Origin of the sequence: Streptomyces dryopteridis (assembly GCF_049606955.1) — a bacterium.
Classification (GTDB): Bacteria; Actinomycetota; Actinomycetes; order Streptomycetales; family Streptomycetaceae; genus Streptomyces.
Map to the genome: position 1 here is coordinate 868715 of NZ_CP187114.1, position 22431 is coordinate 891145.

The 22431-nt window shown below is 74.8% G+C and carries 19 protein-coding genes; 8 read left to right on the forward strand and 11 right to left on the reverse strand.

Annotated elements, in window-relative coordinates; all coding sequences use genetic code 11:
* Positions 1-17 precede the first annotated feature (17 nt).
* The 3 genes from ACN20G_RS30395 (at position 18) to rfbB (ending at position 3353) form a co-directional block, all read left to right on the forward strand.
* The gene (locus tag ACN20G_RS30395) at positions 18-1196 is read left to right on the forward strand and encodes a cytochrome P450 (RefSeq protein WP_424217391.1); all 1179 of its coding nucleotides are present in this window, start codon (positions 18-20) and stop codon (positions 1194-1196) included.
* A 145-nt stretch (positions 1197-1341) separates the two neighbouring features.
* Positions 1342-2406, forward strand: coding sequence for a glucose-1-phosphate thymidylyltransferase (locus ACN20G_RS30400; protein WP_424217392.1), 1065 nt, complete (start codon positions 1342-1344; stop codon positions 2404-2406).
* Positions 2403-3353 (forward strand): dTDP-glucose 4,6-dehydratase, encoded by a 951-nt coding sequence (rfbB, locus tag ACN20G_RS30405; RefSeq protein WP_424216449.1) that lies wholly within the window; start codon positions 2403-2405, stop codon positions 3351-3353. The genes ACN20G_RS30400 and rfbB overlap by 4 nt, the downstream gene beginning before the upstream one ends.
* Positions 3354-3372: 19 nt before the next feature.
* On the opposite strand, the gene ACN20G_RS30410 is transcribed toward rfbB, so the two are convergent.
* Entirely contained in the window at positions 3373-6228 is a 2856-nt protein-coding gene (locus tag ACN20G_RS30410) for a LuxR C-terminal-related transcriptional regulator (protein ID WP_424216450.1), read from the reverse strand.
* A 575-nt stretch (positions 6229-6803) separates the two neighbouring features.
* On the opposite strand from ACN20G_RS30410, the gene ACN20G_RS30415 reads away from it, so the two are divergent.
* From ACN20G_RS30415 to ACN20G_RS30425, 3 genes are all read left to right on the forward strand, one after another.
* Positions 6804-8873 carry a glucose PTS transporter subunit IIA gene (locus ACN20G_RS30415; RefSeq protein WP_424216451.1) on the forward strand — a complete coding sequence of 690 codons (2070 nt, stop codon included), beginning with the start codon at positions 6804-6806 and terminating at the stop codon, positions 8871-8873.
* A 152-nt stretch (positions 8874-9025) separates the two neighbouring features.
* The gene (locus tag ACN20G_RS30420) at positions 9026-9877 is read left to right on the forward strand and encodes a PRD domain-containing protein (RefSeq protein ID WP_424216452.1); all 852 of its coding nucleotides are present in this window, start codon (positions 9026-9028) and stop codon (positions 9875-9877) included.
* 123 nt (positions 9878-10000) lie between these two features.
* On the forward strand, positions 10001-11272 hold the full coding sequence (locus ACN20G_RS30425; protein WP_424216453.1) for an FxsB family cyclophane-forming radical SAM/SPASM peptide maturase: 1272 nt from the start codon (positions 10001-10003) through the stop codon (positions 11270-11272).
* On the opposite strand, the gene ACN20G_RS30430 is transcribed toward ACN20G_RS30425, so the two are convergent.
* From ACN20G_RS30430 to ACN20G_RS30440, 3 genes are all read right to left on the reverse strand, one after another.
* Positions 11229-11678 carry a DUF2752 domain-containing protein gene (locus ACN20G_RS30430; RefSeq protein ID WP_424216454.1) on the reverse strand — a complete coding sequence of 150 codons (450 nt, stop codon included), beginning with the start codon at positions 11676-11678 and terminating at the stop codon, positions 11229-11231. The two genes, ACN20G_RS30425 and ACN20G_RS30430, sit on opposite strands and share 44 nt — an antisense overlap.
* Complete coding sequence (locus ACN20G_RS30435) at positions 11671-12066, reverse strand: TM2 domain-containing protein (RefSeq protein ID WP_424216455.1); 396 nt, start codon at positions 12064-12066, stop codon at positions 11671-11673. The genes ACN20G_RS30430 and ACN20G_RS30435 overlap by 8 nt, the downstream gene beginning before the upstream one ends.
* Positions 12067-12213: 147 nt before the next feature.
* Positions 12214-12687 carry a hemerythrin domain-containing protein gene (locus tag ACN20G_RS30440; RefSeq protein WP_424216456.1) on the reverse strand — a complete coding sequence of 158 codons (474 nt, stop codon included), beginning with the start codon at positions 12685-12687 and terminating at the stop codon, positions 12214-12216.
* 172 nt (positions 12688-12859) lie between these two features.
* Here ACN20G_RS30440 and ACN20G_RS30445 point away from each other — a divergent pair, with 172 nt between their 5' ends.
* Positions 12860-13576: a hypothetical protein gene (locus ACN20G_RS30445; protein ID WP_424216457.1), complete on the forward strand. Its 717-nt coding sequence runs from the start codon at positions 12860-12862 to the stop codon at positions 13574-13576.
* Here ACN20G_RS30445 and ACN20G_RS30450 read toward each other — a convergent pair.
* The 5 genes from ACN20G_RS30450 to ACN20G_RS30470 form a co-directional block, all read right to left on the reverse strand.
* Positions 13570-14361, reverse strand: a complete 792-nt coding sequence (locus tag ACN20G_RS30450; protein ID WP_424216458.1) for a hypothetical protein — start codon at positions 14359-14361, stop codon at positions 13570-13572. The genes ACN20G_RS30445 and ACN20G_RS30450 overlap by 7 nt on opposite strands.
* 215 nt (positions 14362-14576) lie before the next feature.
* A complete protein-coding gene (locus ACN20G_RS30455) occupies positions 14577-15824 on the reverse strand; it encodes an LCP family protein (protein ID WP_424216459.1) in 1248 nt (415 codons plus the stop codon).
* A gap of 438 nt (positions 15825-16262) precedes the next feature.
* The gene (locus ACN20G_RS30460) at positions 16263-16649 is read right to left on the reverse strand and encodes a DUF3742 family protein (protein WP_424216460.1); all 387 of its coding nucleotides are present in this window, start codon (positions 16647-16649) and stop codon (positions 16263-16265) included.
* Between the two features lie 61 nt (positions 16650-16710).
* On the reverse strand, positions 16711-17280 hold the full coding sequence (locus ACN20G_RS30465; protein WP_424217393.1) for a DUF6328 family protein: 570 nt from the start codon (positions 17278-17280) through the stop codon (positions 16711-16713).
* 151 nt (positions 17281-17431) lie between these two features.
* Positions 17432-17623 carry a hypothetical protein gene (locus tag ACN20G_RS30470; protein ID WP_424216461.1) on the reverse strand — a complete coding sequence of 64 codons (192 nt, stop codon included), beginning with the start codon at positions 17621-17623 and terminating at the stop codon, positions 17432-17434.
* A gap of 139 nt (positions 17624-17762) precedes the next feature.
* Here ACN20G_RS30470 and ACN20G_RS30475 point away from each other — a divergent pair, with 139 nt between their 5' ends.
* Positions 17763-18086, forward strand: a complete 324-nt coding sequence (locus tag ACN20G_RS30475) for a plasmid stabilization protein (protein WP_424216462.1) — start codon at positions 17763-17765, stop codon at positions 18084-18086.
* A gap of 21 nt (positions 18087-18107) precedes the next feature.
* Here the strand turns inward: ACN20G_RS30475 and ACN20G_RS30480 are convergent, their stop codons facing one another.
* Positions 18108-18467, reverse strand: a complete 360-nt coding sequence (locus ACN20G_RS30480; RefSeq protein WP_424216463.1) for an STAS domain-containing protein — start codon at positions 18465-18467, stop codon at positions 18108-18110.
* A gap of 333 nt (positions 18468-18800) precedes the next feature.
* On the reverse strand, positions 18801-22196 hold the full coding sequence (locus ACN20G_RS30485) for a CARDB domain-containing protein (protein WP_424216464.1): 3396 nt from the start codon (positions 22194-22196) through the stop codon (positions 18801-18803).
* Positions 22197-22431 lie beyond the last annotated feature (235 nt).

Sequence of the window (22431 nt, forward strand, 5' to 3'; positions counted from 1 at the left end):
TGCCGCCCGTGACCACGATGCCCGTGGACCCCGGCCCGTACGACGTGATGCCCGCCCTGCTGGCGGCGGCCCGGGTCGCGCCCGTGGTCCGCATCCCCTACCTCGACGCCCACGCGTGGGTGGTGTGCGACCGGGAGCTCGTGCGCGAGGCCCTCACCCACCCGCTGCTCGCCAAGGACGTCACCCTGGTCCCGGACTGGATGCGCCGGCCCGGCCTGATGCTGGGCTCCCAACCCGACCCCGACTACGCCCGCACCATGATCATGAGCGACGGGGAGCACCACGCCCGGATCCGCCGGCTGCACGCCTCGGTGCTCAGCCCCCGCAACACCGAACGCTGGGGCGAGCGGGTGGCCGTCAAGGTCGAGGGCTTCCTCGACGAGCTCGACAAGGCCCGCACCGGCGAGGACCCGGAGGTGGACCTGGTCGTGGCGTACACCAACCGGGTGCCGCTCGCGTTCATCTCCGAGATGCTCGGCCTGCCGCCCGACGCCGAGCGCCGGCTGCGCGCCATCACCGACGTGATCCTCTACTCGGACGACTACCCGGCCCGCACCGAGGCCGTCGGCGCCCTGTACGGGGCGGTCAACGACTGGGTCGCGCACCCCGAGGGGCTCTACGAGGGCGTGATCACCGGCCTGTTGGACTCCTCCGAGGGCCCGGACGCGAAGGTCACCGACGGCGAGGTCGTCGTCTGGACCCTCGCCATGATCATCACCGGCTACGAGACCACCGGCAGCCTCATCTCCACCTCCCTCTACGAGGCCCTGCGCCGGCCGCCGGAGCTGCGCCCGCGCACCGAGGAGGAGATCGCCGACTGGATCGAGGAGACCCTGCGGGTGCACCCCCCGTTCCCGCACCCCACCTGGCGGTTCGCGCTGGAGGACCTGAACCTGGGCGGCTACCTGATCCCGGCCGGCGCCCCCGTGCAGGTCAGCCTCGCCGCCGCGAACCGGGTGGAGGGCGAGGACGCCGACTGCTTCGACCCGGCGGGCGCCGGCCTCGGCCAGCTCTCGTTCGGCCTCGGCCCGCACTACTGCATCGGCGCCTCCCTGGCCCGGCTGGAGGGCCGGATCGCCCTGTCCGGCCTCCTGCGCCGCTTCCCCGCCGCCCGCCTGGCCGACACCCGGGACCCCGGCTGGGAATCGGAGTGGATGATCCGCCGCATGAGCCGACTGCCCGCCGTCCTCGGCTGACCCCACGCCCTCGGCCGACCGCCAGGCCCGGCCGGGACCGTCCGGACCGCACACCGATGATGGGACGATGATGCACCCGAACGCCCCGGCCACACCCCCGGCCACACCCTCGGCCGCGGCACCCGCCCCGGATCCCGGCCCGCCCCTGAAGGCCCTCGTGCTCGCCGGCGGCTCAGGCTCCCGGCTGCGGCCGATCACCCACACCTCGGCCAAACAGCTCGTGCCCGTCGCCAACAAGCCGGTGCTCTTCTACGGCCTGGAGTCCCTGGCCCGCGCCGGGATCCGCGAGGTCGGCGTGATCGTCGGCGACACCGCCGCCGAGATCGAGGCGGCGGTCGGCGACGGCTCCCGCTTCGGCCTGGCGGTCACCTACCTGCGGCAGGAGGCCCCGCTCGGGCTCGCGCACGCCGTCGCCGTGGCCCGCGACTGGCTCGGCGAGGACGATTTCGTCATGTACCTCGGCGACAACTTCATCGTCGGCGGCATCGACGAGGCCGTGGCCGCGTTCCGCGCGAGCCGCCCCGACGCCCGGATCCTGCTGACCCGGGTCTCCGACCCGCGCGCCTTCGGCGTGGTCGAACTCGACGCGGCCGGCCGACCCGTCCGCCTGGAGGAGAAACCGGCCCACCCCCGGAGCGACCATGCCCTGGTCGGGGTGTACCTGTTCGGACCCCGCGTGCACGAGGCGGTGAGCCGTATCAAACCCTCCGCCCGCGGCGAACTGGAGATCACCGACGCCATCCAGGAACTGATCGACTCCGGCGCCCGGGTCGAGGCCGGCACGGTCACCGGGTACTGGAAGGACACCGGCGACGTCGCCGACATGCTGGAGGTCAACCGCCTCGTCCTCGACGGGGTCGAGGCCCGCTGCGAGGGCGAGGTGCACGGCAGCGAACTCGTCGGCCGGGTCGTCGTGGAGGCCGGCGCCCGGGTCACCGACTCCCGGATCGTGGGCCCCGCCGTCATCGCCGCCGGCGCCCGCGTCCACGGCTCCTACGTGGGCCCCTTCACCTCCCTGGACCGCGACTGCGTCCTCGTCGACAGCGAGGTCGAGTACTCCATCCTGCTGCGCGGGGCCGCCATCACCGGGGTCCGCCGGATCTCCCGCTCGCTCATCGGCCGGCACGTCCGGGTCCGCTCCACCCCCGGCGCCCTGCGCTCCCACCGCCTGGTCCTCGGCGACCACAGCACCGTGGAGGTCGGCGGATGAGGATCCTCGTCACCGGCGGCGCCGGGTTCATCGGCTCCCACTTCGCGCGCGCCTACGCCGACACCGACGAGATCACGGTGCTCGACGCCCTCACCTACGCCGGCAACCCCGCCAACCTCGCCCCGGTCCGCGACCGGATCCGCTTCGTGCACGGCGACCTGTGCGACGCCGACCTGCTCGCCGAGGTCGTCCCCGGCCACGACCTCGTCGTCAACTTCGCCGCCGAGTCCCACGTGGACCGCTCCATCGCCGGCTCCGCCGCCTTCGTCCGCAGCAACGTCCTCGGCGTGCAGACCCTCATGGCCGCCTGCCTGGACGCCGGCACCCCCCGGATCGTGCAGGTCTCCACCGACGAGGTCTACGGCAGCATCGCCGAGGGCTCCTGGGACGAGACCGCGCCCCTGGACCCCAACTCCCCCTACGCCGCGTCCAAGGCCGGCGGGGACCTGATCGCCCTGGCCTTCGCCCGCACCCACGGACTGCCCGTCAGCGTCACCCGCTGCGGCAACAACTACGGCCCCCACCAGTACCCGGAGAAGGTGATCCCGCTCTTCGTCACCCGCCTCCTCGACGGCCTGGACGTGCCGCTGTACGGGGACGGCGGCAACGTCCGCGACTGGATCCACGTGGACGACCACTGCCGGGCCGTGCGCCTGGTCGCCGAACGCGGCACGCCCGGCGAGGTCCACCACGTGGCCGGCACCGCCGAACTCACCAACCGCGAACTCACCGACCGCCTCCTGGCCGCCCTCGACGCCGGCCCCGAGCGGGTCACGGCGGTCCCCGACCGCAAGGCCCACGACCGCCGCTACTCCCTCGACGACAGCCGCCTGCGGGCCCTGGGCTGGGCCCCCCGGATCCCCTTCGCGGACGGGCTCGCCGACACCGTCGCCTGGTACCGGGAGCACCGCGCCTGGTGGGAGCCCCTCACCGACCGGGCTCCCTGACCGGGCCGCCCCACCGGGCTCAGCCGGCGGCGATCCGCACCAGCGCCGTCCGCGAGCCGATCCCCAACTTGCGGTAGATCTGCCGCAGATGGAAACCCACCGTGTGCGGGGAGACGAACAGGTGCCGCGCGGCCTGCTTGTTCGTCAACCCCGCCGCGACCAGTTCGGCCACCCGCCGCTCGGTCTTCGTCAGGCTCTCCCAGCCGGTGGCCGCCCGCTCGGTCCGCGTCCAGTGCCGGCGCCGCACCCCCAGCCCCCGCAGCCGGGCCCGCACCCGGGCCTCGTCCCGCTCCGCGCCCAGCGCCGCGTACGCCGCCATCGCCCGGTCCAGCGCGGCGATCGCGCCCTCCGCCCCGGCCCCGCCGCCGGCCGCCAAGAGCTCGGCGAGGTCCTCGTCGGCCACCGCCCGCGCCCACGGCCCCCGGTAGCCGCGCGCCGCCCGCGCCAACGCCTCCGGGTCCCGGTCCAGCAGCGCCCGGGCGTGCCCGGCGGCGGCCCCGACCGAGGCCACCCCCCGGTTCGCCTCCGCGAGCCGTTCCGCCGCCTCCACCACCGTCCGGGCCGGTCCCGGCAGTTCGGCGGCCAGCGCGGAGCGCACGCACCAGCCGGCCGCCGTCGGATCCTCCACCAGCAGCTCCCGCAGCACCTCCGGTGATCCCACCGTCTCCCGCAGGGCCTCGGCCACCTCCCGCGCACGCCCCTGGGCCTGCGCCACCTGCGCGTCGAGCAGCAGCCGGGAGGCCGCCCACGGACTGGCCGCGTGCCCGGGGAAGTCCCGTTCCAGCACCCGCAGGTGCTCCCCCGCCTCCGCCGGCGCGCCCCGCCGCAGGGCCGCGTGCGCCAGGACCAGCCACACCTGCGGGGCGAGCATGGGCACCCGGGGCCCGTCCGCGTCGAGGGCGCCCCGGGCCGCCTCCTCGGCCTCGGCCGGTCGACCCCGGGCCAGCAGCAGCCCGGCCCGCAGCACGCCGGGCACCGCGCCGGCCACGCTCCGTGTCCCCGGACCCGCGGAGCGGGCGCAACCGTCGATGACGTGCGCGGCCTCCTCGAACTCCTCGGTGCGGGTGAGGGCGAGGGCGAGGAACCAGCGCGGGTCCACCAGGTGTCCGGCGGTGCCCGCGCGGCCGAGGGCGACGGCCTCGCGGAGGGTGGCCACCGAGTCGCCGACCCGGCCGGCCCGCCACTGGCCGAAGGCGTGGAAGGCGAGGGCGCCGGCGCGGACGGCGTGCGCCTCGCGGCCGACGGCGCCGAGGATGCCCCGGACCCGGTCCCCGGCGCCCCGGTCGCCGTTGAGGTAGGAGGCGGCGAGGTGGGTGACGACGGCGTCGCGGTCGCGGACCTCGCCGGGGGCGTGGGCCAGGGCCTCGCGGGCGGCGCGCTGGGCCGGTCGGGAGTCGCCGCGCAGCAGCAGGGCGGTGGAGAGCGCGGCGCGCAGGGCGGCGGTGTCGACGGGGCCGGTGTCGGTGGTGTCGGTGGTGTCGGGGTCGGCGAGGTCGCCCGGCTCGGCGGGGGTCTCGGCGAGGGTGTCGCGGGCCAGGACCACCGCCCGGTCCAGGTCCCCGGCCCGGGTCAGCGCCGCCACGGCCGTCCGGGCCAGCCGGATCCGCTCGGCGCGGCCGGGTTCCAGCAGCTCCATGCCCCGGGCGGCCAGCGCGGCCGCGGTCGGCGGGTCGGTGAGGAGGAGCCGGCCGGCGGCCTCGGCGATCACCTCCAGGGCCTGGGTGTCGCCGGGCCGGGCGATCTGCGCCAGTTGCAGGGCGGCCCGTTCCAGCCCGTCGGGGCGGGCCCGGTACAGTTCGGCGGCCTGCCGCCGCAGCAGGGTGCGCACGGGCGCGGGCACGGTGTCCAGCAGCACCCGCCACACCGGTTCGCTGCGGAAGTCCAGTTCGTGGTCCCCGCAGACCAACAGCCCCCGCCGCACGGCCTCGTCCACCGCCGACAGCAGCCCGACGGGCGCCTCCCCGAGCAGGGCCGACAGGTCCTCGGGGGCGAACGGGGAGCCGAGCACGGCGGCCAGCCGCAGCGCCTTCAGGGTGGGCTCCGACAGGCTGTCCAGGTCCCGGCGGACCATGGCGGAGAAGCGGTGCGGCACCCGGGCGGGCACGCGCAGGCCGGATCCCGACCGGCCGCCGGTGTCCGGCGGGGGGTCGGGGCGCAGCCGGGCCAGTCCGTCCGCGATCCGCACCTCGCCGTCCGCGACCAGGCCCCGGGTCAGGTCGATCACCGCGCGCGGGGTGGTGTTCACCCCGTCGGCGAGCGCCAGCAGCTCGGGGGTGGGGCGGGCGCCGGCGCAGTCGGCGACGAGTTCGGCGAGGGCCTCCTCGGGCAGCGGGCCCAGGTCCCGCAGGAACTCCACCGGCAATCTGCCGCGCAGGGTGCCGAGGAAGGCGCGGACGGGTTCCCTCCCGCCGCTCCGGTCCCGGTCGTGCTCCCGGTCGCGGTCGGTGGTGAAGGCGGACAGCCAGAGCACCGGCCGGTCGCCGAGGCGGGCGGCGAGGTCGCCGAGTTCGATCAGGGCGGCCCCGTCGGCCAGGTGCAGATCGTCCACGAGGACGAGCAGGGGCCGGGGCGGGGTCGCGGGGTCCTCCACGACGCGGGCGCGGACCGCCTCCCCGAGCGCGCGGGCCGCGGACCCGGCGGGCGGGCGCGGCCCGTCGCCCGTGCCCGGGCCGAGCACGGCGAACCCGGCCCGGCCGGCCAGCAGCCCGGCCTCCCGCAGCAGTCGGGACTTGCCCGCGCCGGGCGCGGCCTCGATCAGGAGGACCTTGGCCCGGCGCGACCCGGCCACCTCCCCGAGTTCGGCGCCGAGTTGGGCGAGGTGCGGGGTCCGACCGCGTAAGTGCGGCTGGGAGAGGGGAGGAGCGGTGGTGCCCATGGGTACTCCACATCACGGTTTCGAGGAAACGGGGGGTGGGGTCCGACGCGGGCGCCGGCGCGGGCGGAGGGGCCGCCGGCCGGGACCGTCGTGGGGTGCTCGTGCTCTCGTGCGCGTGGGGGGTGCGGGTCCGACTGTTCTGTCGTGCTGCCGTTCGACTGTTCGGCGGGGATTCGACCCGAGAAGTCTCCGACCGTGCCCAGATGATCGTCAACCATGCCTTTTCCCCCGCTTGACCATTCCGCGACGGTCGGATCCGGACACCGGCGGCCGGCGGCCCTCGGGGGGATCACGGGGGCACGGTCGCGTGCGGTCGTGCGCCCCGGTGCGCCGGCGGTGTGGGCTTCGTCGCAGATCACGAGGGTTCTCGCGTCCTTATCGCGGTGCTACAGTGGCGATTGATCGATCTCGATCGCAGGATTGTTACTCCCCGAGGACGTCATCGTCGTCGCCCCGTGCGACGTCACGGAGGCGTTCCGTTCGAGGGGAGGCAAGGCCTGGGTGGCGCCGCGTGCGCTCCCCGGGCCTTTTTTGTTGCCCGGACACGGCAAGAGCCGACGATGCAAGGACGCATCATGAACACACCCACAGCGGGGCCCGACACGCTCGCGGAGCAGATCCTCCGCGGCGTAGGCGGACCGGAGAACATCGAGAGCCTCACGCACTGCGCGACGCGCCTGCGTTTCCAGCTGCACGACGGCGAGAAGGTCGACCGGGCGGCGCTGGACGCGCTCAAGGGCGTCATGGGCACGGTGCCGCAGTCCGGCGACCGCTTCCAGATCGTGATCGGCGGGGCCGTCGCGGGCCTCCACGCCACCATCATGAACCTGCCCTCGATGCGCGCCGGCGGCGCCGCCCGTCCGAAGTCGGACGCCGAGGTCAAGGCCGAGATCCGGAACAAGAGCCGGGGCCGGTTCTCGTGGCTGGACAACTTCTTCGAGTACCTCTCGGACTCCTTCCGCCCGCTGATGGGCGTGCTGCTCGGCGCCTCGCTGATCATCGCGATCGCCTCGGTGCTCGACGCGCTGAACATCATCGACTTCCGGGCCGCCGACAAGTCCGCGACCTGGGTGTTCGTGGACGCCATGTGGCGCTCGGTGCTGTACTTCCTGCCGATCATGGTCGCGTACAACGCCGCCAAGAAGCTGAAGATCGACCCCTGGGTCGGCGCGACCGTGATGGCCGCCGTGATGACCCCGAACTTCACCGGAATGCTCGGCGGGGACGGCAAGATCCCCGGCGTCACCTGCTCCACCAACGCCACCCTGGGCACCCAGGAGTGCGTCGCGCACGTCTTCGGGCTGCCGATGCAGCTCAACGACTACGGCGGCCAGGTCTTCGTGCCGCTGCTGATGGTGGCCGTGCTCGCGCTGGTCTACAAGGGTCTCCAGCGGATCTTCCCGGAGAACGTGCAGCTGGTCTTCGTGCCCTTCTTCAGCATGCTGATCATGATCCCGATCACCGCCTTCCTCATCGGCCCCATGGGCATCTGGGCCGGCAACGGCCTCGGTCAGGGCCTGTCGTGGCTGAACGGCAACGCGCCGATCGTGTTCGCGATCATCATCCCGCTGCTGTACCCCTTCCTCGTGCCGCTGGGTCTGCACTGGCCGCTGAACGCGCTGATGCTCCAGAACATCAACACCATCGGCTTCGACTTCATCCAGGGCCCGATGGGCGCGTGGAACTTCGCCTGCTTCGGCGCCACCGCCGGCGTGCTGCTGCTCTCGCTGCGGCACCGTGAGAAGACCATGCGCCAGACCGCGACCGGCGCCCTGGCGGCCGGCCTGTTCGGCGGCATCTCCGAGCCCTCCTTGTACGGCATCCACCTGCGCTTCAAGCGGATCTACCCGCGCATGCTGGTCGGCTGCCTCGTCGGCGGCGTGATCGTCGGCGTGCTGGGCGGCGTGGACACCAAGGTCTTCGCGTTCACCTCGCTGCTGACCATCCCGGTCTTCTCCCCCATGGCGAGCTACGGCATCGCGATCACCGCGGCCTTCTTCGTCTCGATGGCGCTGGTGTACTTCTCCGACTACCTCACCCCGGAGGAGCGCGCCCAGGTCAACGCCGAGCGCGACGCCGCCGAGGCCGCCGAGCGCGAGCTCGTGACCGTCGGCGCGGCCACCGCGACCACGACCACGACCACGACCGGGAACGCGGGCACCACCGCCGCCGCGACCGGCGCGGCCGGCCCCGCCCTGGACCTCGTGGCCCCGGTCGCGGGCACCGTCGTCGGCCTCGACGAGGTCGGGGACCCGGTCTTCGCCTCCCGGGCGCTGGGCGAGGGCGTGGGCATCGAGCCGACCGACGGCCGGATCCTGGCCCCCGCGGACGGCGAACTGGTCACCGTGGCCGACACCGGTCACGCCTTCGGGATCCGCACCGCCGACGGGGTCGAGGTCCTGGTGCACGTGGGCATCGACACCGTGCAGATGGAGGGCGAGGGCTTCGACGTGCGCGTCGCGGCCGGCCGGAAGGTCGCCGCGGGCGACCTCCTCGTCGAGGTGGACCTCGACGCGGTGCGCGCCGCGAAGCACCCGACCGTCACCCTCATGACCGTCACCAACACCGCGGAGCTCGGCTCGGTCGAGCCGCACATCGGGGCGGAGGTCGCCGCCGGCGCCCCCGTGGTGACCGTCCGACGCTGACGGCGGGAACCCATCGTGATCGGCGCGGGCACGCGCCCCCACCCGGGGGTGCGTGCCCGCGCCGATCGGCGGGAACAAAGAGGGGCAGAGCAGACGAATGGCGCGAAGCGATCAGCTAGGATTCCGATCATGAGCGGGAGAGAGGACGAACGGTGAAGGCGCTGCGCGTCCTCAACAACAACGTGGTCCTCGCCCGCGACGACGACGGCCGCGAGGTCATCCTCACGGGGCGCGGCATCGGCTTCGGCTCCCGCCAGGGCAAGCCCATCGACCCGGCGCTGATCGTGCGCGTCTTCGTCCCGGCCGACGGCCGCGACCCCGACCACCTCAGCGAGGTCCTCGCCCTCATCGACGAGGAGGTCCTGCGGGCCGTCGTGATCGCCCTGGCCGAGGTCGGCATCGAGGGCCGCGAGTCCACCCGCCCCACCCTGGCCATCGCCGTCGCCGACCACGTCGCGGGCGCCCTGGACCGGGCCCGGCGGGGCATCGTCGTCGAGTACCCGCTGCGCGCCGAGGTGCAGACCCTGTACCCCGAGGAGTACGGGCGGGCCCGCGCCCTGCTGGACTCGGTCAACCGCCGGGTGGACCCCCGACTGGAGCCCTCCGAGGCCATCGCGCTGGCCCTGCACCTGGTCAACGCGGGCTTCGCCTCGGGCGACCTGTCGTTCACGTACACGATGACCGGGGTCATCCAGCAGATGCTGGCCGTGGTCCGCGAGCGGCACGGGGTGGACGTCTCCCAGGAGTCGATGAACGCGGCGCGGTTCATCACCCACGTCCGCTACCTCTTCGTCCGCATCCAGCAGCACCGGCAGCTCACCGGCCACGAGTCCACGATCGGCAAGGGCATCCGCCGGCACTACCCGGAGGCCACGCGCACCGCGCAACAGCTCGCGACCATCGTGGAGCTGCGCCTGAACCAGCGCCTGAGCGAGGACGAGGTCTCCTACCTCGCCCTCCACGTGGCCCGCATGATCACGGAATCCGACACCCCCACCCCCTGACCGGCCCCCGCGTCCTCGCGGGGATGGCCGGTTCGTGATGTTGACGCCCCGGGGCGGGGCCGGCCAGCATGGGCGCAGTGGTGCCCGGACCGGGGCCGCGCGCGCGTGCCCCCGGGGGAGCCGATGAGCCGACCGCCCTTGCGTCCGACCGGACCGGTGTGGCCGGCGGCCCCGGACCTCGCCGCGCGGGAGGCGGCCGGGTGGCGGCCGGTGCCGCTGCACTCCTTCGTCCTCAAGGTGCACAGCCGGTGCGATCTGGCGTGCAGCCACTGCTACGTGTACCGCGCCGAGGACTCCGGTTGGCGGGCCCAGCCCCGGGTGATGGCCCCGGGGACGGCGGCCCGCGCGGCCGAGCGGATCGCCGAGCACGCCGGGGCCCACGGTCTGACGGAGGTCGGGCTCGTGCTGCACGGCGGGGAGCCGCTGCTCGCGGGGGAGGACGCGCTGGCCGGGGTGGTCGGCGCGGTGCGCGGTGCGCTGGGCCCGGGGGTGCGGCTGCGGCCCGTGCTCCAGACCAACGGCACCCGGCTGACGGCCCGGATCCTGGACCGGTGCGGGGAGCTCGGCGTGCGGGTCGGGGTGAGCCTGGACGGCGGGCGGGTGGCGCACGACCGGCGGCGGCGCGGGGCGGACGGGCGGGGCAGTCACGCGCGGGTGGCGGCCGGGCTCGGGTTGTTGTCGGCCGCGCCGTACCGGGCGCTGTTCGCGGGCCTGTTGTGCACGATCGACCTGCGCAACGACCCGGTGCGGGTGTACGAGGACCTGCTCGCGCACCGGCCGCCCGTCGTGGACCTGCTGCTGCCGCTGGGGACCTGGCACCGGCCGCCGCCCGGCGGCGATCCCGCGGGCCGGCGGACCCCGTACGCGGACTGGCTGATCGCGGTCTTCGAACGCTGGTACGGGGCGCCCGTGCGCGAGACGCGGGTGCGGTTGTTGGAGGACCTGATGGCGCTGCTGCTGGGGGCGGGAGCGGGCACCGAGACGCTGGGGCTGGCGCCCGTGCGGTACGCGGTGGTGGAGACGGACGGGTCCCTGGGGCAGGACGATTCGCTGCGGATCGCGTACGAGGGGGCGGCGGGCACCGGGATGGACGTGTGGCGGCACTCGTTCGACGAGTTGGTGCGCCATCCGGGGATCGCGGCCCGGCAGTGGGGCGCGGAGGGGCTGGCGCCGGCGTGCCGGGCCTGCCCGCTGCACCGGGTGTGCGGGGGCGGGCCGTACGCGACGCGCTACCGGCCGGCGTCCGGGTTCGCCAATCCCAGCGTGCACTGCGCGGACCTGGCCGCGCTGATCCGGCACGTGGGCGCGCGGCTGCGCGCGGACCTGGGGCCCGGGGCGCCCGGGGCCGAGCTCAGCGCAGGTTGCGCAGGACGGTCCAGCCGACCGCGAGGGTGAGCACGAGGGCGGGCCCGCGCGGTCCCAGGGGCGGCCGCCAGGGGCGACCGCGCACCCCGGTGGTCCACAGCAGGCGCAGGCACGCGGCCAGGGCCAGGGGGGAGACGGCGAGCAGCGCGGGGTTGGCGCGCGCGGCGGCGTCGAGGTCTCCGTACAGCAGGGCGCGGACCATGCGGGTGCCGCCGCAGGCGGGGCAGTCCAGTCCGGTGACGGCGTGCCAGGGGCAGGGCGGGAAGAGGGTGCCGGGGGCGCCGGGGTCGTGACGGGCCGTGTACCAGAGCCCGGCCGCCGCGAGCACGGTGAGCGCGGCGAGGGCGATCCGGTGTCGGCGCGGCGCACGCCCGGCCTCGGGCGGGGCCGACGGGCGGAGCGGCCGGTGCGGCCGCTCCGGTGCCGGGTCAGCCACGCAGCGGACGGCCCTTGGCGTCGGTGCGGTCGTTGCTGACGAAGAACATGATCGAGTCGACGAGCGCCCACACGCCGACACCGCCGCAGGTCAGGAGCTGCGCGATGGCCATGCCGGTGTGGCCGGTGTAGAAACGGCCGGCGCCGAAGCAGCCGAGGAAGAACTGGAGGACGCCGGCGACGACCTTGGACTTGTCCGAGACCTCGGGGGCCGGCGGGGTCTGCGCGGCGGACTGGCCGTAGGGGCTCGCGCCGTAGGGCTGCATCTGGCCGGGCTGCTGCCCGTACGGGGCCTGGCCGTAGGGCTGCTGCTGGGGCTGCCCGTACGGCTGGGGCTGCTGCGGCTGCTGGGGCTGACCGTAGGGCTGGTACGGCTGCTGGTCGGACATGACGGGGTCCTCACACTCGGGGGGCGGCGTCCCCCCAGTCTCTTTAAGTCGTGATTACCGAAACCCCGGCGTTGGACCCCGCGCCGGGGGTCCGACGCACGCGATCGCGCGGGCCCATCGGGCCCCGCCGGTCCGCGTCCCGGGATCTCAGCCGGCCGCGCGCAGCCCCCGGTTCGGGTGCGCGGACTTCCACGCGTCGATCGACAGATCCCATTCCTCGCCGGTCAGCGCGGTCAGGGAGGCGGGGAAGAGCCCGTCCTCCTCCTTCGCGATGTGTCGGTGCAGTTCGTCGGCGGCCTCGCGGAACCGGGCCGCGTCGGCCGGGTCGGCGAGGTCGGCGCGGGCGAGGAAGGCGGCGAGTTCGCGGTGTTCGGCGACGAGGGCGGCGATGTACTCGGCGTACTCGGGGTCCTCCTCCATCACCCGGAACAGGCCGCGTTCCTCGCCCTCCCAGTGGGAGAGGAGTTCGGTGGTCATCCGGGCGACCAGGGCGCCGGCCGTCGCGGGGTCCCCGGCGTCCAGGGCGCGCACGGCGTCCCCGGCGAGGTCGGTGACCTTCTCGTGCTCGGCGATGAATTCCTTGATCAGGGGGATCTCACGGCAACCGCAGTAGTGACACATGTGCATCATTGTGCCGAATCGGACATCCTCCGGGCCGGTGCCGGGGCAAGCATGACGCACCGTCGGGCGCCACGGGGTGGATTCGGCGCAACGTGCGTCACGGGTCGGGCCCGGCCGGCTACGGTGGGCGCGACGGGCCGGATCGACGTGACGTCTGTGCGGGGAGGGCCTTGTGACGACGATGCTGGTGGGCTTTCGACTGGGGAGCGACACCCGGGGGAGGCAGGTCACCGTGCTGCTCTCCGGGTCCGGGGTGCTGTACCGGGCGGCCGGCGCGTACGGCGAACCGCCCGTGCTGGCCCGGCCCGAGGTGGCCCGGGGCGCGCGGGGCTCCGGGGCGCTCCCGGCGCACGGGCCGGCCGGTCACCCGGTGGGCGCCCTCACCGGCCGGCTGCGGGCCGCGCACGCCGAGTACACCGCCGAGGGCTTCGGGCGCGCCCTGATCCCGCCGGCGACCGTCGAGGTGGACGTGGACGAGGGCCCGTTGACCGGACCCGACCGGGGCCCGCTGCCGCACCGGGCGCTGCTGGAGGGGTTCGTGGGCCTGGCCCCGGGCACCGGGGGCGGTTCGGCGGCCGATCTGGACCGGGCCATCCGCGCCTTCCGGGGCGCCCTGGGGCTGCCGGCCGTCGAGGAGCCGCGCGGCGCGCGGGCGCCCCGGCCGCCCGTGTCACCGGCCGTGCGCGAGCTGATCGTACGACTGGCCCGGTCCCGGGCCATCACCCCGGGCGCGGCCCGGCCCCCGGTGCCGTGGACCGTGACCCGCGAGGCCGTCCGCTTCCACCCGCACGCGCGGGACGCGGGACTGGACCGGGCCTCGGCCCTCGAACTGCACGCGGCGCTCACCGCCTGGCTGCACGCGACGGCCCCGCCCGCGCCCCCTCACTGACCGGGCACGCGCGGCCGCGCCCCCGGGGCGGGTCCGGTGGAACCTGCCGACCCCGCCGGCGCCGGGGCCCGGCCCAGGGCCGAACGGACCGTCAGCCGGTGCCGCAGGCGCAGCCTCCGCAGCTCCCACCAGGACAGGGCGGTGACGGTCAACGGCGGCCCCAACAGGTACGCGGCGCGCACGGCGCCGGGGGCGGCGACGGGCGCGTCCTGGAAGAGCTGGAAGAGGCTCGTGGCCCAGGACAGGACGGGCAGGATCAGCGGCGGCAACACCTCGTGCACGTCCCCGGCGCGGAACGCGTGGTGCACGCAGAGCACGACCGCGCAGAACAGGGTGACGGCGGCGAACAGCGTGACCGGCCCGAGCACGAGCGTGGCCGCCATGGCCCCGGAGCCGGAGCCGAGCCGCTCGACCAGCGGGAGCGTCAGCAGGAGCAGGATCAGGCCGAGCACGCAGCCGAGGGCGGCGGCGGGTCCGCGCAGCCGGGGCTTGAGCGCCGCCCGGCTGCCGGGGCGGGCGGCGAGCAGGAACAGGCCGATGCCGAGCGGCGCGAGCGCCGACATGCCGAGCGCCGAGGCGATGGCGTCGGCGAACTTGTTCTCCACCAGCCCGTTGTCCTCGTCGACCACGGGATAGGACAGGTACAGCCAGACGGTGGCGGCGGTGCCGACGATCGTGCGGGCCAGTTGCGCGCCGCGCACGGCGGGGTCCTCGACCCGGTTCGCGCGGGTGGGCGCGGTGAGCCGGCGGGCCGCCTCGTAGGGGGCGCGGGCGAACGCGACCAAGCACCCACGGCCGGCGCGCGACGCGGGCGGCCCGAGCCAGGGCACGTGATCGCGCGCCGGGCGGGCCGGGCGGTGGTGCGGTGGGTGGTGCGGCGGGCGCGGGCCGCGCGGACGCGGCACGTGTGGGCTGGTCATGGCGTCGTGTCTCCCCCGAGGACGTCCGAAGATCAGCGGACATCGTAGGGCTCGACCCGGACCCGCCGGCACGGTGGGTGTCAGTCGCAGGCGAGGGCGGAGCCGCGGATCGGGGTGTAGCCGTAGAACGGCGGGGACTGGGGCTGTCGGGCGGTGGAGCCGGTCGGGGTGAGGGCGCGGTCGTGGACGAGGCGGTCGAAGACCTCGGGGGCGCGTTCCTCGTCCCAGGCCAGGTTGGACCGGTTCCCGCCGTCGAAGCCGTCGAGCGGGACGATCGCGAACTCGGTGTCGGCCGGGCCGAGTCGGGCCAGGTCCCGGGTGAGGGCCCCGAGGTCCCCGGGGGTGAAGCCCTGGTCCACGGTGGTGGCCGACAGCAGGGTGCGGGCCAGCGCGGTCAGGCGGGGCAGGGTCCGCAGGGCGGGTTCCTCGCGCAGCCGGAGCAGGGTGCCGACGAGGAAGCGGTGCTGCCGCTGGATCCGGTTGAGATCGGCGGAGGTCTCCCCCGGCACCTTGCGGGAGCGCACGTACTGGAGCGACGGACCGCCCCGCAACCGGTGCGTCCCCGCCGACAGTTCGAGCATCGTCGCCTTGTCGTGCATCGGGCGTTCGAGACAGACGGGCACCTTGTCGACCGCGTCGACGGTGTCCATGAACCGGCGGAAGTCCACGTGGACCCAGTGGTCGACGCGCAGCCCGGTGGCCCGCTCGACCGTGCGGACCGTGAGCTCGGGGCCGCCGAGGGCGAGGGCCGCGTTGATCTTCCCGCGCCGGCCCGAGCGCCGCTCCCCGGTGACGGGGTCCCGGTGGGCGGGGATGTCGGCGGCGGAGTCCCGGGGCAGGGCGACGACGCTCGTGCGGGTGCGGTCGGCGGAGACGTGCAGCACGAACAGCACGTCCGAGCAGTGACAGGCGGAGCCGCCGAGGTGGTAGCGGTCCATCTCCTTGGCGGTGGTGGTGGAGCGGTCGTCGGTGCCGATCACCAGGATGTTCGTGCCCTGGCCCCGGGCCGGACGGGTCGGGTCGTCCTCGTCGAGCGCCGCGCCCCGGGGCAGGGCGGCGGCGAGGGCGGTGGTGACGAAGGGGGCCGTGCCGGGGGCGGGCGCGGGGAAGGGGTCGGCGAGTCCGAGACCGGTGAGGGTGACGGCGCCCAGCGCGAGGGCGAGGGCCGCGCCGGTCAACGCGCCCCGGATCCCGGGCCGCCGCCGGCGCGCCTCGCCCACGGGCACGGGCACGTCGGACGCCGCGGGTTCGGCGGGTCGGTCGGGTTCGGCGGGCTGGGCGGGGGGTCGGGCCGGGGAGTCGCCCGGGCTCTCGTACGGCACTCGCACCACATGCTCCTCACGCACACCACGGGTGTCAGGCAACACGGGGAAGCTAGCGAGCCGACCACGTCCCGCCGGCGGGCGCCGCCGGCGGCGTGGCCGGGCCCAACCCGTTCAGCGCAGAGGATGTGCCCCGTTTCCCGCAACGTGCCGACCGGGTCCGGAAAGGGGTGCGCCCCCGGGGCCGTGTGGTGGGCACGGGGCCGGGGGCGCTGCGAGGCCCGAACCGCCGGGCGGGTGGCGGTGTGTTTCGGGCCCGAGGGGGGCGTCGCGTCACCGGCTCAAGGGGCGTCGAGCACGGCGGAGAGCATCCCCCGGAACGAACGGTAGCACCCTCCGGGGGCCCGTTGCCCGGGGGGTGCCCGATCCCGACCCCCCAATCTCGAATTCGGACCGCCCCGAGCCCTCCGGACGAGCCCGAAGCGGACGTTTCGGCCGTCCCGCTCAGCTCTCGGGCGGGCGTCGGCCACGATCACGGTCACGATCGCGTTCCCGTTCGCGGGCGGCGCTCTCGCGACACCAACGGAAGACCAGCAGCGTGGCGCACACCACGGTCGTGGCCCACACCACGCCGAACGCGAGGACGTACCCGAGGGTGCCGCGCACCACGGCGGTCACGAGCAGCAGCACGGAGGCGGGCGCCCCGAAGGACACCAGGGCCGCCGCCCGACGGCGCTTGCGGCGCATCCGGCGCAGCGCGCGGTGCAGGCCGGGGTCGGCCCGGGACAGTTCCTCCTCGATCACGGCGAGGAGATCGCGTTCGCGCGCGGTCAGGCCCGGGCCCGAATCGGGTCCGGATCCCGCGGCGGGGCCGGGGCCGGTGTCGGACACGGCGCACCCCCTTCGATCGACGCGGGTTCGGTGGCCCGGGTGGGGGCCGCCGCGTGTGTGGTCACGGTCCGCTCGCCTCCCTTCGTCCTCGGGACGGGTTCGTCCCGCGCTCCCCGTCTGCCCGGGTCGGACGCGGAACATCCGCGCCCGGGGCGACGGCCTCGGCCCGCCGGCGTTCGCTGCTGCGCCGGGCCCACAACGGGATCGCGACCCACCACAGGCCGAACCACAGGACCACCCCGCAGACGATCCACAGCGCGAGCGCGTCCGAGAGCACCAGCCGCAGGATCAGCAGCACCGCGGCCACCGTCGTGCAGAACAGCAGCACCAGGCCCACGGCCGTCATGCGGGAGGCCCAGGTCACCGCCTCCGGTTTGATGCGGCGCCCGGCGACGAGCCGGTGGAAGGCCACCGGCCCCACCAGGGAGCCGACGGTGGCCGCGCCCAGCACCAGGGTCACGACGTAGATGGCCCGGTCCGCCGGACCGAGGTCGACGAACCGGGGCTGGAAGACCACGGCGAGGAGGAAACCGAACAGGATCTGCACGCCGGTCTGGGCCACCCGCAGCTCCTGGAGCAGTTCGCCCCACTGCCGGTCGGCCCGCTCCTCGACGCTCTCGTACCGCCCCAGGCGCGCGGAGGCCCGCGGTCGGGGCGGGTCCGCGCGTCCCGGGACCCCGGGTCGGGAGTCCTCGGCCTCGAACGGCGGCGTGTCCACGCCGAGCGCCTACCCCACCCCGCCCCCACCATGTCGCACGACCGCGCCGCCGGAGCGGGGCCGGCTAGCCGCGGTCCTCGCTCGACGTGTCCTCGGGGTTCTCGTCGCGGCGCGCGGCGTCGTCGTCCTCGTCCGTGCGGCGCGCGGGCCGGCCGGGGCGGCGCACGGCGCGGTCCGCCTCGCGCCGGGCCTCGGGGTCCCCCTCCTCGCCGGGTGCGCCGGAGGGGGTGGTGCGGGGTCGGGGGTCGTGGCTCATCACGGGCCGCCTTCCGTCGTCGGGCCGGCCCCGGGTCCGGGGCTCCGGTCCGTCCGTCTGCCCGTTCCGGGTCATGGGACACGCGCGAGCGGGTAGACGAGGGCGGAGACCACGTCCGGCACCGAGCGAGGAGGCGGTCATGCCCCGAGGTTCCTCCCCCAAGCGGGAGCGCCAGTACGAGCACGTCAAGGAGTCGGCGCGGAAGCGGGGCGAGTCCCCGAAGCGGGCCGCCGAGATCGCCGCCCGCACCGTCAACAAGGAGCGCGCCCGCGCGGGCGAGTCGAGGACGGCGAGCCGCTCGTCCACCCACGACATGTCCTCGTCCCGACGCGGCGGGCTGCACTCGCACAGCGGCTCCCGGGGGCCGACCAAGGAGCAGCTCTACAACGAGGCCCGGCAGCGCGGGGTCAAGGGCCGCTCACGGATGGACAAGGCCGAGCTGAAACGCGCCCTGGGCCGCTGACGGGACCGCCCCGGCGGGCGCTCACGCGGCGCGGGTCGGGGATTGCGGGCGGGCCGGGTCGGCCGGCGGCTCCGGGGTCGGCTCGTCGGCGCGGTCGAAGAGGTCGGCGGTGCCGGTCATCTCCAGCAGCCGCCGCAACTGGTCCGGCAGCGGTCCGCGCAGCGCGAGCGGGCCGTCGAGGCGCAGGCGCAGCAGGGTGTTGAGGGCGGAGGAGTCCGCGAAGGTCACCTCCCGCACGTCGAGGACCAGCGGGCCGACGCCGGCCCGTCGGGCCCGGTCGGCGCGCTCGGCGAGTTCGCCTGCGGTGTCCATGTCGAGTTCCCCGGCGCAGCGCAGCACGTTCGGCGCGGGCTCGGGTCGGGCGGGTTCGCGCGCTGTCATGGTGGCTCCGTAGGACGTGTGACCCGCTGCCCGGGGGGATCCCGGTGCGGGCGGCCCGGGGCCCGTCGCGCATGGTCGTCGACACTGATTCTCGCCGGCCGCCCGTCCACGCGGGGTCGACCGCTCGGCCGGGACGGCCGCCGGGCGGGCAGGCGCGTCCTCCCATCCTGGTGCCCGGCCCCGCCGCGAAACAGCGCGTGGAACGAAACACCTGTCCGGAGGGGGGCCGGGAAACGAAACCGCGCCCCCCGCCCGGCCGCCGCGCGGGGCGGGGCCGGTCGGAGGGCGCGGTCCGGACGCGGTCCCGACATGATCGGGACCGTACGGGAGGGGTCAGCGGCCGGTGATCGTGAACTGGGAGCCGGGTTCGGTGACCACGTCGCCCTTGGCCGAGTTCGTGATGGTGACCCCGGCGAGGGTGGCGTTGCCCCGGGCCCCGCTGTGGGCGAGGATGCCGGCGCCGTTGTTCGACTTGTCGATGCGGACGTTCTCCACGCGGACGTCGGGCAGGGCGCCGCCGCCGGTCTTGAACTGGATGCCGTCGTAGGTGGAGTCGCTGATGTCGGTGTCCTTGATGGTGACCCCGGGGATCGGGAGGTTCGCGGCGAACAGGGTGATCGCCCCGAACTCCTGGTCCTCGTTCCAGAACGCGCCGCCGGTGCGGTGGAGCCCGTTGCCGGCGATCAGGGTGCTGCCGGAGAACGGCAGCGGGTCGTGGTCGGTGGCGAGCATGATGCCCGGGTAGTTCATGGTGTCGAAGATCAGGTTGTTCTCGATGCTCTGGTCCCGGCCGCCGTAGATGGCGATGCCGTTGGCTCGCCAGGGCAGCTGGATGGTGTTGTTGCGGAAGTGGTTGTCGTGCGCCACGTCCGCGGACTGGTCCTTGACGTACTTGCTGGACCAGACGGCGAGGGCGTCGTCGCCGGTGGTGCGGAAGGAGGAGTTGAAGACGGTGGAGTTGCGGGTGCCGTTGGCGAAGTTGATGCCGTCGGCGTAGGTGTCGCGGATCCGCACGCCGCTGAACTCGACCCCGTCGGCGGGGCCCCACAGGGCGGGGATGTTGTCGTAGTCGCGGCCGACCCAGACGCCGACGTTGGCGTGCTCGATCCACACGTTGGTGATCTTCGTGTTCTTGCCGAAGCGGCCGTTGAGACCGACGCCGCCCTCGGCGTTCCCGTCGCCGCCGCGGATGGTTCCGGAGCCGAAGATCGCGATGTCGGAAATTTGCGTGTTCTCGTCGATGTCGAAACCGAAGTTGCCCTCGTGCGGGTGGTTGATGCCGCCCGCGTCCTGGGGCGGGGTCAGGGTGTACAGCCGGGAGTGCCACATGCCCGCGCCGCGGATGGTGACGTCACGGATGCCGACCTGGTTGAACTGGCCCCGGTTCAGCGGGTCGTCGGTCAGGATCTTCTGCTCCTGGCGCCACTGGCCCTGCGGAATCCAGACGCAGGGGATCTGCCCGTTCTGGTCGGCGGTGACGGCCCGCTGGATGGCGGCGGTGTCGTCGTTGCCGTCGTTGGGCACGGCCCCGTACTCGGTGATGGAGACGCATTCGGCGGGCTTGGCCAGCGGCGGGGCCACCTGCTCCAGGTCGATCAGGTCGATGATCTGGTAGGCGGCGGTGTCGCCGGCGTCGCGCTGGATGCGGAAGGTGGTGCCGGCGGGCCAGGTCTGGCCGAGCAGGGCCTGGGTCTCGTCGAAGAGGCGCCGGGCGTCGCCGCCGGGCCGGTTGGTGAGGCCCTCGGGGCTGTCGGTGGTGCCGTACAGCCAGCTGTGCTTGGAGGACAGGGTCAGCTTGCGGTCGAAGGAGCCGTTCACGTACAGGCTGACGGTGGCGTCGGCGCCGCCGCCGTTCGGGCCGTCGGGCACGGAGTTGCGCACGACGATGGAGTTGGCCGCCGCCGTGGACGTGAACTGCACGTACTGGCCGGTGGCGGAGAGGCGGACCGACTCGCGGCCGGAGGACTCGGTGGCGAAGTTCGTGTGCCCGAAGGTGCGCAGGGCGTCGGTGCGCAGCAGGGTGCCGGTGTAGCTGCCGGCCTCGGCCTCGTAGGAGGTGTACGGCAGGGCGGCGCCCCGGCCGACGACGATGGACAGGGAGCGGGCGTTGTTGGTCTCGTTGGTCTCGGCGAGGGTGTCGGCGGCGTCGGCGGTGGCGGTCAGGGTGGCCCCGCCGCTGGTCGCCGTCCACGTGCCGTTGATCGCGACGTCGACGCTCGCGCCGGCCGCGATCGCCGGCGTGGGGCCGTTGAGGACGGTGGTGCCGGTGGTGACACGGGTGATGGTGCCGGCGGGGACCGCGCTCGTGCCCCGATTGCGGACGGTGACCCGGAAGGAGACGGGGGCGCCGACGGCCGGGTTGGCCGGGTTCGGGGTGATCGCGAGCACTTCGAGGTCGGGGCCGGGGGCCTGGCCGACGACGAGGCGCTCGGCCGCGACCTTGCCGTTGTTGGTGTCGTCCTGCTCGGGGACGGTGTCGCGGGGGTCGACGACGGCGGAGACCCCGTAGGAGCCCATGGGCCGCTTGCCGACCGCGACCGGCACGGTCGCCGAGGCGCCCGGGGCCAGGGCGCCGACGTTCCCGCTGCCGGCGACGACGCCCTCCACGCTCACCTCGACGGTGGTCGCGGCGGAGGCGGCGGTGCCCGCGTTGCGGACGGTCACGCCGACGCTGACGGGGTCGCTCTCGGAGGGTTGCGCGGGGGTCCAGGCCAGGCCCGTGACGGTCAGGTCGGGGCCCGCGGCGGGGGTGCCGAGCACCTGGAACTCGGCGAGCTGGCCGCCGCCGGCGCCGGTGTTGCCGGTGAACCGCAGGCGGACGTCGGAGACGCGGCCGGTGAAGGGCACCGTGACGGTGTTGCGGTTGCCCGTCGGGTCGAAGGCGTAGGAGGCGCGGGCCTTGAGGGTGGTGAAGCCGGTCGCGGAGCGTTCGCGGCCGAGCACCTCGATCTGCTGGGTGCGGGCCCCCCAGGCCGGGTCCGGGTTGAGCTTCAGCACCGCGCCGGTCACGTCGGCGTCCGCGCCGAGCTTCACCGTGAGGGTGGAGTCCTGCCCGGCGGCCTCCCAGTAGCTGGTGACGCTGTCGTCGTTGGCGTTGCCGGCCACGTAGTTCTGGGTGGTGGACGATGCCTCGATGGGCTTGCCCTTGGCCAGGTTCACGCCGGTGGGCGGGGTACCCGGGTCACCGGGGTCGGTCGGGTCGCCGGGATCGGTCGCGGGGCCGCGCACCTCCAGTTCGGAGAGCTGGGCCGCGGGCCAGCCGGTGTTCGCGTCCACCTGCACCCGCAGCCAGCGCACCGGGGCCTGGGCGAAACCGAGGGTGACGGCGTTGCCGCGGGCCGGGTCGAAGACCTTCGGGGCGGCCGCGGACAGGGTGGTGAAGGCGGACCCGTCGGTGCTGCCGCGCACGCTCAGGGTCTGCGTGCGGGTCTCCCAGGAGGCGGGCAGCTTCAGCGTGACCTCGTCCACGGGGACGGCCTTGCCCAGGTCCACCTGCGCCCACTGCGGGAAGGAGCCGGAGGGGCTCTCCCAGTAGGTGCCCTGGTTGCCGTCGGTGATCTTCGCGGACTCGTAGCCGCCGAGGGCGCCGCTCGCGGTGGCGGGCCTGCCCGCGGCGAGGTTCGGGCCGCCGGCCGCGACGGCGTTCGTGGCGGGCAGGGCCCCGAGGGCCGTCAGCCCCGCGACCACCAGGCCGACCAGCGCGCGCCGGCCGCCGTGCATCCATCTCATGTCTGTCCTCGAATTCGGGGGGCGGTGGGGAGGGAGGAGCGGGAACACGGGCGGACACTCTCGAGGGGGCGAGCGTGTCTGCCGAGATTTTGCGAGGCTCTCTTCATTTTTTGAGTGATCTCGTGGCCGATCTGCGGCCATGGCGCCACAGGTTTCCGTCAGATGCCGGGCGTGTCAACACCGCGCGCACGAAGCCGTGTTGGGGACCGCCCCGTGTGCACGGACTTCGCCCGCC